The sequence below is a fragment of the Nonomuraea bangladeshensis genome (assembly GCF_039529455.1).
Lineage (GTDB): Bacteria > Actinomycetota > Actinomycetes > Streptosporangiales > Streptosporangiaceae > Nonomuraea > Nonomuraea bangladeshensis.
The window spans coordinates 23,867-37,645 of record NZ_BAAAMV010000022.1 but is presented as its reverse complement, the minus strand read 5'-3'; the positions used below and the strand labels follow the sequence as shown (position 1 = coordinate 37,645).

The window sequence follows — 13,779 nt, the reverse complement described above, 5'->3', positions numbered from 1 at the left end:
CTCTACTGCCCCAGGGCCTCGCGCAGGCTGCGCGGGCGCATGTCGGTCCAGACCCGTTCGACGTGGTCGAGGCAGTCCTGCTTCGCCCCCGAGAAGCCTTCCTCCCGCCAGCCCGCGGGCAGCGGGCGGTCGGCGAACCAGATGGAGTACTGCTCCTCGTCGTTGACCACGACCTTGTACGTGCCGTCCGTCATGTCAGCGCCTTTCCTCTCGGGGCAGCCTGGTGATCGTCGCGGGCCGTGCGGGGGCGTCCTCGCCGCGCAGCTCCTCCACCAGCGCGGCCATCCCGGCCACGGTGGGCACCTGGAAGAGGCTGCGCATCGGCAGCCGGACGCCGATCTTCTTCCTGATGAGCGCGATGAGCTGGACCGCCACCAGCGAGTTGCCGCCCAGCTCGAAGAAGTCCTGCTCGACGCTGACCCGGCGGGCGCCGAGCACCTCGCCCCACAGCCCGGCGAGCGTGCTCTCCAGGTCGTTGCGCGGGGCCACGTGGTCGTCGCCCGCGGCGCCGCCGTCGCCGGTCGCGGCGGCGGCGTCCAGCTCGTCGGCCACGGTGTCCTGGGTCAGCTCGCGCACCCCGGCCACGAACTCGGGCAGCGCGGTGGCGTTCACCACGACCTGGCTGCCGAGCCCGGCGGCGAGCAGCCGGCGGAACGCCTCGGCGCCGTCGGCGGGCGGGATGCCGCGCCTGGCCCCGTCGAGGTCGAGGGCGACGCCCGCGGTCGCGGACTCCTCCTTGACCGGCACGGCCTCGGCGGCGTTCCTGGCGCCCTCGCCGACGGTCCTGGTCATCGACTGCCGGTCCACGCGCCGCAGCACGAAGTCGGAGATGTCCACCACGGGCTCGCCGGCGTCGTCGTACAGGGTGAGGTCGGCGGCCAGCACCTCGCCGCCGCCGGTGTCGCGCAGCCGCGCGTGGCTCCACAGCGTGGCGGGCAGCGGGCCGCGCACGGTGATGCGGCCGTAGCCGAGCGGCAGGTAGCTGTGCTCGCCGGAGACGGCCACGAACGCGGTCGCCTCGTCCAGCAGCGCCGGGTGCAGCGGCAGCGCGGCCAGCTCGGCGGCCACGTCGGGGACGGCCACCAGGTGGGCGAGCTGCTCGTCGCCGCCGAGCCGCACCTCGCGCAGGCTGCGCCAGCGCGGCCCGAACGTGACCAGCCCGGACGCCGAGGCGAACGGGTCGGCCGCGCCGGAGCCGTACGTGCAGCGGGCCCGCACCTCGGCCAGGTCCGCGGCGGGCTCGCCGGCCGCCACCCACGCCGCCGAGCCGCGCGCGTGCGTCACCGGCTCGCCGCCGGCGGAGCTGACCACCTCGAAGTCCATGCCGTCGCCCGCCGGGGTGAGCAGCACCCGCAGCTCCGCGCTGGTGCCCTCGGCGACCGGCAGCGGCGCGACGAAGGCGACGTCGCGCAGCTCGATCGCGTGACCGGGCCCGGGGCTCGGCACGGCCGCCTCGAACGCCGCCCGCGCCGTCTCCAGGTAGCCGGTGCCCGGCATCACCGGCACCCCGGCCACCCGGTGCTCGCCGAGCACCCAGTGCGTCTCCGGCGACAGGGTGGCGGCGTACCAGGGGCGGCGGCCGGCGCTCTCGTGCCGGTGCCCGAGAATCGGGTGCTCCAGCCGGGTGACCCGGTCGCCGCGTTGCAGGGCGCGGAACGCCACCGGCGCGGCCACCTCGGCGGCCATGCCGACCTCCAGCCAGGCCCCCCAGTTCACCGACACGACCCGGCCCGGCCAGACGTGCGCGTACGCGTCCATGAACGCGTTGGCCCCGCAGTAGTCCACCTGGCCGAACCCGCCCGCCACGGCGGTCACCGAGGAGCAGAGCAGCACGAAGTCGAGCGGCAGGTCGCCGAACACCTCGCGCAGCGCCGCCGTCCCCGCGAGCTTGGGCCCCATGACGGCGTCGGCGGCCCCCCGCTCCTTGACCTCGGCCATGCCGCCGCCGGGCACCCCGGCCGCGTGCACGATCCCGTCGATCCGGCCGAACCTGGCGAGGGCGTCGTCCCGGACCCGGCGCAGCGACGCGGGGTCGGTCACGTCGGCGGACAGCACGACCACCTCGGCGCCCGCCCGCTCCATCCGGCGGACGGCGGCCACCGCGCGCCTGGTCCGCTCCGGCGCGCCGTCGAGCGCGTCCCACTCCTCGCGGGGCGGCAGCCCGGTCCTGCCGAGCAGCACCAGCCTGGCCGCGGTGCGCCGGGCCAGGTCCTCGGCCAGGGTCAGGCCGATGCCGCCGAGGCCGCCGGTGATCACGTACACGCCGTGCCGGCGCAGCGGGTCGTCCTGCGGCGGCAGCGGCACCGGCGCGAACGCGCGCACCCAGCGGCGGCCGGCGCGCAGCGCGACCGGGGACGGCGGCACGCCCTCCTCCGGCTCGCCGGGCTCGGCGGCCAGCTCCGCCAGCAGCTTCGCGGCGTCGTACGGCCCCGGCTCCAGATCGACATGCCGGGCCGTCAGCCAGCGGGCCTCCAGCGGGACCACGCCCGTGATCCCGGCGACCGTGGCGTGCTCCGGCCGCGACACGTCCCCGCCGATGACGCCCTGCGTGCCGGCGGTCACGATGTCCAGGTGGACCGGCGTCTCCCGCTCGGCCCCCGCCATCGCCTGCACCAGCGCCAGCAGGCTGTGGAAGCCGAGCTCCTGGGCCGCGGTGACCTGCTCGGCGGTCGCGGCCGGAGCGCCGTCCAGCGCCCAGGCGTGCACGACGCGGGCCGGCACGCCGGTCGCGGCCAGCAGCGCCTCGTAGTCGTCACGCTCGGCCGGCCGGACGGTGACCGTCCCGTCGGGGCCGACGCCGTACGCCTCGCCCGGCACCACCCGGACCGCGTCCGCGCCGGCCGCCCGCAGCCCGTCCAGCAGCGGCCCGGCGGCCGGTCCCGCGAACACCAGGCAGCGCAGCCCGGCGAGCGCCGCCGTCCCGGCCGGGGCGACCGGCTCCTGCCGCCAGGCCGGCACCGAGAACCACTCCTCCAGCGGCAGCGCCCCCGCGCGCGGCGGCCGGGGGAAGACCAGCTCGGGATCGAAGTCGGTGCGCACCCAGTGCTCGGCCCGCTCGTACGGGTACGCAGGCAGCGGCACCCGGCGGGCGGGCTCGGCCAGCGCGTCGGTGTCCAGCGGCACGCCCGCCGTCCACAGCGCCCCGGCCGTCGCGTACAGCACCTCCAGGTCGGACTTGCCGTCGGCGGGGCCCGGCAGGCTGGCCAGCGGGCGCGGCGCCGTCTTGGGGAGCTGGTTGCGCGCCAGCCCGGCGAGCTGCCGTCCCGGGCCGCACTCCACCAGCCGCCACTCGCCCTCGGCGGCGAGCGTCGCCACGCAGTCGCCGAACCGGACGGCCTCGCGCACGTGCCGCGTCCAGTAGGCGGGGTCCGTGGCCTGCTCGGCGGTGATCCAGGCGCCGGTGACGTTCGACAGGAACGGCAGCGCGGGCGCGTGCCGGGCCGCGGCGGCGACCGCCTCGTGGAAGTCGCCGAGTATCGGGTCCATCATCGCCGAGTGGAAGGCGTGCGAGGTGCGCAGCGCGGTGTGCTGGACGCCGGCCTCGTCGAGCCGGGCGGCGTAGGCGGCGACCAGCTCGCCGGGACCGGCGACGACGCACGTGCCGGGGCCGTTGACGGTGGCGATCGACAGGCCGTCCGGCAGATCCCCGCGCACCTCCGCCTCGTCGAGGCGCACCGCGAGCATCGCGCCCGAAGGCACGCTCTGCATGAGCCGGCCACGGACGGCGACCAGGCGCAGCGCGTCCGGCAGGGAGAAGACGCCTGCGACGGTCGCGGCGACGTACTCGCCGATGCTGTGCCCGATCATCGCGGCCGGCTCCACGCCCCACGAGCGCCACAGGGACGCCAGCGCCCACTCCAGCGTGAACAGCGCCGGCTGGGTGAGCTCCGTCTGCCGCAGCCGCTCGTCGGCGGCCTCCCGCTCGTCGTCGCCCGGGAACAGCAGGGTGCGCAGGTCCAGGCCCAGCTCCTCGCGCAGGATCGCGGCGCACTCGTCCACGGCGGCGGCGAAGGCCGGCTCGGTGCGGTAGAGGCCCGCCCCCATGCCCGCGTACTGCGCGCCCTGGCCGGAGAACAGCCAGGCCACCTTCGGCGTGCCCGCCCGGCCCTTCACCACCCGGCGCGGCGTGGTCAGCGCCGCGACCGCGTCGGCCGTGTCGGTGGCCACCACGGCGGCGCGGTGCGCGTACCGGCGGCGGGACCGCAGCGTGTGCGCCACGTCGGCCAGGTCGAGCTCCCGCCCCTCCAGATGGCCGGCCAGCCGGGCCGCCGTGGCCTCCAGCGCCGACGGGGTCCGCGCCGACAGCAGCAGCAGGTGGGCCGGGCGCGGCTGCGCCGTGGGCAGCGGCGCGGGCGGCGCCTGCTCGACCAGCACGTGCGCGTTGGTGCCGCCGATCCCGAACGAGCTGACGCCCGCCCGGCGCGGGAAGCCGTTCGTCTCCCACTTCGTCAGCGACGAGACCACCCGGAACGGGTTGGAGCCGAAGTCGATGCGCGGGTTCGGCGTCTCGAAGTTGAGGCTCGGCGGGATCAGGCCGTGCTCCAGCGCGAGCACCGTCTTGATGAAGCCCGCGATGCCCGCCGCCGGGCCCAGGTGGCCGATGTTGGTCTTGACCGAGCCGAGGCCGCACCAGCCCGCCTCGTCGGTGCCGGCGCCGAGCACGCTGGACAGGGCCGACACCTCGATCGGGTCGCCCAGCGAGGTGCCGGTGCCGTGCGCCTCCACGTAGGTGATGGTGCGCGGGTCGATCCGCGCGACGCCGAGCGCCTGCGCGACCGCGGCCGCCTGGCCCTCGGCGCTCGGCGCGGAGAAGCCCATCTTGGTGGCGCCGTCGTTGTTGATCGCGTTGCCGATCACCACGGCCCGGATGTGGTCGCCGTCGGCGAGGGCGTCCGACAGGCGCTTCAGCACCGCCATGCCGCCGCCCCCGCCCCAGATCGTGCCGGCCGCGGCGGCGTCGAACGCCCGGCAGTGCCCGTCGGGCGCGTAGATGCCGTCCTGGTGGAACTGGTACCCCCACTCGGCGGGCAGCTCCAGCGAGGCGCCGCCGGTCAGCGCCATGTCGCACTCGCCGGTGCGCAGCGCCTCGCACGCCACGTGCAGCGCGACCAGCGACGAGGAGCACGCCGTGTGCAGGGTCACGCTGGGGCCGCGCAGGTCCAGCTTGTACGACACCATGGTGGCCAGGTAGTCGGGGTGGTTGCCGGTGTAGACGGCGAGGTTGCCGACGGAGGCGAACACCTTCTTGTTCGGCCGGATGTACATCCACTGGTACTCGTCGGAGCCGATCGCCCCGTACACGCCGATCTCGCCCGGATAGCGGGCCGGATCGTAGCCCGCGTCGTCCAGCGCGCTGCTGGCCAGCTCCAGGAACATGCGCTGCTGCGGGTCGCGCAACTCCGCCTCGCGCGGCGACATGCCGAAGAAGGCCGCGTCGAGCGCGCCGTAGCCGTCGGCGATCGAGCACGCCCTGACGAACGTCGGATCGTCCAGCAGGTAGTCGGGCACGCCGAGCGCCGCCTGCTCCTCGCGGGTGTAGAAACGCACCGACTCGACGCCGCCGACCAGGTTGCGCCAGTACGCGGGCACGTCCTCGGCGCCCGGGAGACGGCAGGCCAGGCCGACGACCGCGATCGGCTCGACCCCTGGCCCCTCGTCGTCGTGGTTCAGCTCAGCGGTCATCAGTCACTCTCCCGTCTGGCCCGGTGGGGCCGAGTTGAGGGGCGTGCCCTGCGCGCCGCGACCCGCCGCGCGGCGCGCTCCGCACCCGGCGTACGCCGCTCGCCGTCGAGGTGCGCGGCGAGCGTCCGTACGGTCGGGAAGCGGAACAGGTCCACGATCGGCACCTCGCGGCCGAGTGCGGCGGCGAGGCGGGCCTGGACCTGAGCGGTGGCGAGCGAATGCCCGCCGATCTCGAAGAAGTTCGCGTCGGCCGCCACCCGCGGCAGGCCCAGGACCTCCCGCCAGACGCCGGCGACCAGCCGCTCGGTCGCGGTGGCCGGCTCCTGCCCCGGCCCGGCCGCGGCGCGCGGGGGAGGGGCGGGCAGGGCGGCCCGGTCCACCTTCCCGTTCGGCGTCAGCGGCAGCGCCGGCAGCAGCACCAGCTCGGCCGGCACGGCGTAGTCGGGCAGGCGGGCCGCGAGATGCCGGCGCAGCTCCCCGGCCTGCACGGCCGCGCCGGCGGGCACCGCGTAGGCGTGCAGCACCGGCCCGCCGGGCTGCTCGGCCGCCCGCGCCGCCGCCGCCAGGACGCCGGGGTGCGCGGCCAGCGCCGCCTCCACCTCGCCCAGCTCGACCCGGTGGCCGCGGATCTTCACCTGCCCGTCGGCCCGCCCAGCCGGCACCACCCGGCCGTCGGGGTCGTAGCGGCCGAGGTCGCCGGTGCGGTAGCGGGCGGGCCCGCCGCCGGGCTCCCCGCTGAAGCGGCTCCTGGTCAGCTCGTCGTCGCCCGCGTACGCCTGCGCCAGGCGGCGGCTGCGCACCACCACCTCGCCGAGTTCCCCCACGGCCGCGGGCGCGCCGCCGGCGTCGAGCACCAGCAGCTCCGCCCCGTCCACCCCGTGACCGACCGGGACCGGGTCGCCGCTCGCGCCCACCTGTCCGGTGAGCTCGTGGACGGCCTGCGCCTGAGGCGTCTCGGTGGTGCCGTAGGCGTTCACCAGGCGGGCCTTCGGCGCGACCGCCGCGAACCTGGCCACGTCCGCGAACGTCAGCCGGTCCCCGCCGAACACCACCAGCCGCAGGTCGGGCAGCTCCACCCCGGCCGCGGCGATCAGCGTGGCGAGCTGCGGCGTCACGTGCGCCACCGTGATCGCCCGCTCCCGTAGCCACGCCGCGAGCCGCGCCGGGTCCCGCACCCGGTCCTGCGCCGGCACGTGCAGCGTCGCCCCGAGGGTGAGCGGCGTCCAGACGTCCCGCAGCAGCGGATCGTGCGCCAGCCCGGCCAGCAGCGCGAACCGGTCGTCGGCGGTCAACGCGAACTCGGCCGCGTACCAGTCCAGGAACCGGGCCAACGGCTCCTCAGCCGCCACCACCGGCTTCGGCTCACCGGTGGTCCCGGACGTGAACGCCAGATACCCCCGCTCCGCGAGCGTCACCCTCCCGACCCCCTCACCGGCCGAACCGTCAGTGCCGGAGGACTCGGTGGTGGGCCGGGGGTATCGGTCCGGCTCGGGCGACTGGGCCAGTTCGGGAGGCGGGGTCGGTTCGGGGGACCGGTCCGGCCCGGACGAGCTGGCCAGGTCGGGGGACCGGGTTGGTTCGGGCGAGACGGCCAGTTCGGGGGACCCGGCCGGCTGGGGCGGCCACGCCAGCTCGGGCAGCCAGGCCAGCTCGGCCGGGACGGTGACGCCGGGGCAGGTGATCAGCGCGCGGGCCCCGGCGGCTCGCGCCTGGGCCGCGAGGCGCGCGGCCGGCAGGGCGGGGTCCAGCACGGCCCAGCGCCCCCCGGCCCCCAGGACGCCCAGCATCAGCGCGGGCAGCTCGCACGTCCGGGCGGCCAGGATCGCCACCACCGCCCCCGACCCCACTGCGGTGGCCACGGACTCCGCGACCGCGCCCGAGAGCCGGACCAGCCCGGCGTAACTGAGCGCACGATCCTCACCGGCGACCGCCACCCGGCCGCTCCCGGCGTGGCCGAGGACCCGTTCCACCACGCCGGGCCCGTTCCAGCCGGGAAGGGGACGGGTGCCGTCCGGGAGGCGGACGCGCTCCGATCCGGGCGGAGGGCGGAGGGACGCGCGTCGCACCGGCAGCTCAGGAGCGGCGACCAGGTCGCCGAGCAGCCGCAGGTAGCCGGCCAGCAGCTCCTCGATCCGCTCCCGGCGGAACAGCCGCGGGTTGTACGCGGCCTGCAGCACGTACCGCCCGTCGCGTTCCCCGACGTACAGGGTCAGGTCGAACAGCGCACCCGGCAGCCCCGGCGGCAGCGGGACGGCCGTGACGCCGGGCAGCTCCAGCCGCGGCTCGGCGAAGTCGTACATGTTGAACAGCACCTGGACCAGCGGGTTCCTGGACAGGTCACGGCCGGGCCCGAGCCGGTCGACCAGCCGCTCCAGGTGCACGTCGAGATGGGCGAGCGCGCCGGACAGCGTCTCCTGGCAGCGCGTCACGTGCGCCGCGAAGCTCGCGCCGTCCTCGACGCGCAGCCGTACCGGCAGCACCTGCACCAGGCACCCGACCAGCGGGTGGAAGGCCGGGTCGCGCCGATCGGCGACGGGGGCGCCGACGATCAGGTCGTGCTGCCCGGTGAGCCGCCGCAGCACCTGCCCGAACGCCGCCAGCAGCACCGCGTACGGCGTGCTGCCGAGCCGCGCGGCCAGCGCCCGCACGCCGTCGCTGACGGCCGCCCCGGCCTCGGCCGCCGCGCCGGCCCCCTCGAACGTCTGCACCGCCGGGCGCGGATGGTCGCGCGGCAGGTCGAGCACGGCGGGCGCGCCCTCCAGGTGCCGCCGCCACCACTCCAGGCTCGCCTCGCCGTCCCGCCCGCCGAGGTAGGCGGTGTACCCGCCGAACGAGGTGCGCAGCGGCGCGAACGCCGCCTCACGGTAGGCGCGCCCGAGGTCGTCGTAGAGCACCCGCTGCGACCAGCCGTCGAACACCAGGTGGTGCGCCGTGATCGCCAGCACGTGCTCCTCGGCGGCGACGCGCAGCAGCCGGGCCCGCCACAGCGGCCCCGCCGCCAGGTCGAAGGCGATCCGGGCCTCCTCCGCCAGCCGCTCGCCGACCTCCGCCTCCGTCACGTCCTCCACGGGCAGCGGCACCGGGCCGGGCGGCGACACGGCGACGGCCGGCACGCCGCCGGACTCCGGGACGCGCCACCGCAGCACCTCGTGCCGCTCGGCCACCGTCGCCAGGGCGGCCCGCAGGGCGGCGACGTCCAGCGGCCCGGACAGTCGCTGCGCCATCGCGATGTTGTGCGCGGGCGTGCCGGGCGCCAGCCGCTCCACGAACCACATCCGGCGCTGCACCGCCGACAGCGCGGCCGGCGCCGTGGCGAGCGGTTCGTCCCGCGCGGGCGGGGCCAGCTCGGCCAGGCGGGCGATGCCGGCGACGGTACGGCCCGCGAGCACGTCCCTGACCTCGATCTCCTTGCCGAGCCTGGCCCGCAGCAGCGCGGCCAGGCGCATGGCCACCAGCGAGTGACCGCCGCACGCGAAGAAGTCGTCGTCCGGCCCCGGCTCGGCCCCGGCCCCGAACGCCTCCGCCCACGCCGCCGCGACCCTGCGCTCCACCCCGCTCCCGCCGGCCTCCGGGGCCGCGCCGTCCGCTGGGGACTCGTCCCGCCGGGCGCGCAGGGCCGCCATGTCGATCTTGCCCGCCACGGTCAGCGGCAGCGCCGCCAGCCGCACCACCCGGGTCGGCGCCATGTACGCCGGCATGCTCTCCAGGCAGTGCACCCGCACCTCCTCGATGCCGGGCGCGTCCTCGGGCGTCAGGTACGCGGTCAGCTCCTTCAGCCCCGTGGCCCCGCCGGTCACGTCCGCGACCGCCTGGCGCACGCCGGGATGCGCCCGCAGCACCGCCTCGACCTCGCCGATCTCGACGCGCTGGCCCTGGACCTTCACCTGCCGGTCCAGCCGCCCGATGAAGCCGATCCGGCCGTCGTCCTCCAGCACGACCTGGTCGCCGGTGCGGTACATGCGCGCCCCCGGCCCGCCGTACGGGTCCGGCACGAACCGCTCGGCCGACAGCCCCGGCCGGCCGAGGTAGCCGCGGGCCAGTTGCGGGCCGCCGATGCACAGCTCGCCGGGCGTGCCGGGCGGGCAGGGCCGCAGCAGGTCGTCGAGGATGTACGCCCGGCAGCCCGGCAGCGCGTGCCCGATCGGCAGCGGCCGGTCCCAGACGCCCGACAGCTCGGTGCCGACGACGCACACCGTGGTCTCGGTGGGGCCGTACCAGTTGTGGAAGCGCCGCCCGCCCGCCGTCCAGCGGGCCACCTGCTCGGGCCCGGCCGGCTCGCCCGCGGTGAGCAGGTCGCGCAGCCACGGCAGCCGCTCCGGCTCCAGCAGCGGGAGCAGCGCGGGCGGGATCGTGCCCCAGGTCACCTGGTGCCGTTCGAGGAAGCGCTGGAGCCGGGCGGCGTCCACCCGGTCCTCCTCGGGGATCAGCATCACCGACCCGCCGCGCGCAAGCGGCGCGAAGACGTCCAGCACCGACACGTCGAACCCGAGCGCGGCGAACCCGATGGACCGGCACCCGGCGTCGAGCCCGAACACCTCACCCGCCATCGTCACGAAGGACACCGCCGAGGCATGGCTCACCACGACCCCCTTGGGCCGCCCCGTCGAGCCGGAGGTGTAGAGCACGTAGGCCGCCGCACCCGCCGGCACGACCCGCGCGACCACCCCGGCCCCCAGCGGCCCGGTCTCCGCCGGCTGGGTCTCCAGTGGCCCGGTCTCCAGGTGCACGGGCAGACCGGCCAGCAGGTCCGCGCCGGTCTCGTCCGCGACGACCGTGGTGATGCCGGCGTCCTCGATGACGCCGGCGAGCCGCCGGCGCGGGTGCGCGGGGTCCAGCGGCACGTACGCGGCCCCGGACATCAGCACCCCGAGCACGCGGACCAGCAGGCCGGGCGTGCGGCGGTGGCAGATGCCGATCCGCGTCTCGGGGCCCGCGCCGAGCTCGCGCAGCCGGTGTGCCAGCACCGCCGCCGCCGAGACCAGCTCGCGGTAGGTCAGGCTCCGCTCGCCCTGCCGCACGGCCGTCGCGTCCGGAGTGCGCCCGGCCTGCGCCACGACGAGGTCATGAAGAAGCGCCCCGTTGGTCACTCGTGTCTCCCCGCTGTCTCCTCGCCCGCTCCCCGTCACCTTGCTCGTTCCGGCGGCAGGTCGACGCTCAGCCGCACCCCGTCGCGGGGTACGGCGACCGCGGCCAGCGCCTCACCCCGGAAGGTGTGCAGCGCCAGGTGCGTGATCCGCCACCGCGACAGCCGGTCCGGCTCCTGGCCGGGCTGGACGCGCCAGGGGCCGGGATCGGCGAGGTCGGGAAACCCGATCGCCGCGGGGTCGGCGGTCCCGCCGTCGGCGGCCATCAGCGCCCGCTTCGCGGTGACGGCGCGCAGCGCGAGCCACCCCCGGTCCTCCTCGGCGGCCTCCTCGACCTGCTCCCGCTCGTCCGCGCTCATCTCGACCGGCTCGCCGAGGTCCCGCGCGCGCAGCACGCACACCCCGATCCCCGGCCCGCTCCCGGCGGCCACGGCGGCCAGGTCGCCGGCGTCACTCGTGGCCACCGCCTCCCGCCCCGCGTGCCGGCGCAGCACCGCGTCGCGACCGGCCGCCGGACCTGCCCAGAGGTGCACCTCGTCCGCCTCGGCGGGAGCCTGCCCGGCCGTGAGGTCGGCGGTGATGAGCCCGGCCAGCTCGTCCGGCCGGTCCTTGACGAACAGATGGCCGCCACGGACCGTCCGCAGCCGGAAGCCCGCGCTGGTGTGCCGGGCCCAGCCGAGCATCTCCGCCACCCCGGCCTCCCCGTCGTCGAGCCCGGCGAAGGCCACGATCGGGGTGGCGAGCGGCGGCTCGGGGGCGAAGGCGTAGTTCTTGATCCAGGCGAAGTCCGAGCGCAGCACGGGCAGCATCAGCTCCCGCAGCTCCGGCAGGTCCCTGAGCTCGGGCAGCGCCCCCGACCTGCGGATGAGCTGGTCGATGAAGGCGTCGTCGGGTAGATCGGCGGCGGCCGCCAGCGGCACCCGGCGGTCCGGGGGGTGCGCGCCGCCGACGTACAGTCTCGACGGCTCGGGCAGGCCGCGCCTGCGCAGCTCGCGGGCCACCTCGAAGGCCAGCCGGGCGCCCATGCTGTGGCCGTACAGGACGTACGGCTCGCCGGTGGCGGGCGCGACCTCGTCGGCGATGTCGCTGATCGTGAAGGCGGGCGGCTCGCCGATGCGGTTCTCCCTGCCGGGAAGCTGGAGGGGGACCACGGTGAGGCCGGTGAGCCGGCGGAGGAGCCCGGCGTAGGCGCTCGCGCCTCCTCCGGCGTAGGGCAGGCAGATCATCGTACGGGCGGCGCACGGACCGGTGGGGTGGGGGTCCCGCGTCGCCGCGGCTAGCTGGCCACTGATCGCCCAGCACCTCCCTTGCCGGGAGTCGCCGTCCGCGGCGCACGCGGTCTGGACAGGGGGGTGGGCTGGGGGTTTCGTCGCTGAATACGGAGGTCGTCAACCGCCATGTTACGGCGCTCCTCGACAAATGCCGCGAAACAACACCGAAATGTGAGGGGGTGCGAAATGTCGGACAATGCGTGTGATCTCACGCCGTTGCACGACATGAACCTTATATCGACGCGGCAGGGTGGCGTCAATGAGTGATTCGCCGGCCCACGTCAGCCGTCATTCGCCCGAAGAGCCTCTTGCACAGCGGGTCGAGCGGTGATAGATGGGAGGGCTCACCTGAGGACCGTAACCAAGTTCCGGACGTCCGAAACCGCCCGTCGCGCCTGCCGGCGACGGAGGGAAAAGATGCGCGCCGGCCGGTGCCCGGCGCCGCCCGCCGCCGTTCTCCGGCGGCCATTCGCCAAAAGCCGCCCCCGCCCTGCGGCGCGAGAGCCCGGCGGCGCGTCCACTCACCTCCGGACTCTCTTGTCGCGGACTTTGTCAAGATGCCATGAAACTTTCAAGTATCGGCCCGGCCGTTTGCCTGATCACCCTAATCCGCGCTCGTGACGCGCCGAAACTCCCGGCTCGACGTGCGCGGTTGATTATTCATCGGGAAATGAGTTCGATTCACGATCAACCGACGAAAGGCGAATCTGTCCGCCGGAGAAGTCAAGACAAAAGTCGCGCCACTCAACCGGCCGCGGAAAGGCGTAAATCGCGCACGCGGTTCCACCGCTGCCCCGTGACGATTCTCGCGGTCAAATCGTCGAGGTCGTAAACGATCGACCATTGGGTGTGCGGCTGGGCGACCTTCCGGAGCAGTTTCATCGCCTCCGTGCCGCCGCCCTCGGCGAGGAGCCGGTAGCGGCGGTCGGCCATTCTGGCGGCCCGGTCCGTGCCGGTCATGGTGATGTTGGTGAGGTAGCGGTCGTCGATGACGTTCATGCGGCCCTCGGCGTACTCGACGACCGCCGACCTGCCGGCGCGGTCCGCGATCAGGTAGTGGAGCTGCGGGCCGCCGGTGAAGTCGAGGTCGTAGCGGCGCATCAGCTCGATCGCCTCCGGCACGGTCGCGGCCCTGTCCAGCATCAGCCGGATGATCCGCACCCCGCTCACCGTGACGCGGCCCGCGCCGGGCGCGGGCAGCTCGGCGTCCGGGGCCTGGGCCAGGCCGACGACGAGCCCCTTCTCGTTCATGCCGTCGAACGGGATCAGCACCGCGTGCGCGAGCCGCCGCCGGTCCTCGGCCTTGGTCAGCTTCGGCTTGATCCGCGGGTAGAACAGGTAGGAGACGTCCACCAGCGAGATCGAGGCGTAGCCGCCCGGCGGGCGGTTGTGGACGACCATCGCCGGGTTGGGCTGCCAGTCGAAGTTCCTGCCGAACTCGCCGGGGCGGTGGAACAGCGAGCAGGCCCAGCCGTCGCCCTTGCGCGCCAGCTCCGCGTCCGTGAGCGGCGCCTCGGCGTCGTAAGTGCCGTGGTAGGTCATCTCGTACAGCGGCAGGTCGTCGAGGAGGCGCATGCTCGCCGACGTGCGGGCGATCTCGTCGGCCGTCTGCCGGAGGATTCCCTGCGGGGTCGTGGGGGAGGGCTTGGGGGGCGGCGAGGCCGGGGCGGGCGCGCACGCCACCGCCGCGGCGAGAGCCAGAGCCGACAACACCGCCACGGCAGGGGTCCGCATGCCAGTAG

The 13,779-nt window shown here is 75.7% G+C and carries 5 protein-coding genes; all 5 read right to left on the bottom strand.

Translation table 11 applies throughout. From position 1 onward, the window contains the following. Nucleotides 1-2: 2 nt before the first annotated feature. The 5 genes from ABD292_RS46505 to ABD292_RS46485 all read right to left on the bottom strand — a co-directional run bounded on the left by ABD292_RS46505 (nucleotide 3) and on the right by ABD292_RS46485 (nucleotide 13,771). Complete coding sequence (locus tag ABD292_RS46505) at nucleotides 3-194, bottom strand: MbtH family protein (RefSeq protein ID WP_344219442.1); 192 nt, start codon at nucleotides 192-194, stop codon at nucleotides 3-5. 1 nt (nucleotide 195) lies between these two features. Further along, the gene (locus ABD292_RS46500) at nucleotides 196-5,682 is read right to left on the bottom strand and encodes a type I polyketide synthase (RefSeq protein ID WP_344219440.1); all 5,487 of its coding nucleotides are present in this window, start codon (nucleotides 5,680-5,682) and stop codon (nucleotides 196-198) included. After that, nucleotides 5,682-10,769, bottom strand: a complete 5,088-nt coding sequence (locus ABD292_RS46495; protein ID WP_344219438.1) for an amino acid adenylation domain-containing protein — start codon at nucleotides 10,767-10,769, stop codon at nucleotides 5,682-5,684. The genes ABD292_RS46500 and ABD292_RS46495 overlap by 1 nt, the downstream gene beginning before the upstream one ends. 35 nt (nucleotides 10,770-10,804) lie before the next feature. Beyond that, nucleotides 10,805-11,992, bottom strand: coding sequence for a thioesterase domain-containing protein (locus ABD292_RS46490; protein ID WP_344219436.1), 1,188 nt, complete (start codon nucleotides 11,990-11,992; stop codon nucleotides 10,805-10,807). 789 nt (nucleotides 11,993-12,781) lie between these two features. Next, a complete protein-coding gene (locus ABD292_RS46485) occupies nucleotides 12,782-13,771 on the bottom strand; it encodes a linear amide C-N hydrolase (RefSeq protein WP_344219434.1) in 990 nt (329 codons plus the stop codon). Nucleotides 13,772-13,779 lie beyond the last annotated feature (8 nt).

Excerpts from the sequence above, each read along its gene's own strand:
- ABD292_RS46505 (WP_344219442.1), bottom strand. The coding sequence starts at position 194 with ATGACGGACGGCACGTACAAGGTCGTGGTCAACGACGAGGAGCAGTAC.
- ABD292_RS46500 (WP_344219440.1), bottom strand. The coding sequence starts at position 5,682 with ATGACCGCTGAGCTGAACCACGACGACGAGGGGCCAGGGGTCGAGCCG.
- ABD292_RS46490 (WP_344219436.1), bottom strand. The coding sequence starts at position 11,992 with ATGATCTGCCTGCCCTACGCCGGAGGAGGCGCGAGCGCCTACGCCGGG.
- ABD292_RS46485 (WP_344219434.1), bottom strand. The coding sequence starts at position 13,771 with ATGCGGACCCCTGCCGTGGCGGTGTTGTCGGCTCTGGCTCTCGCCGCG.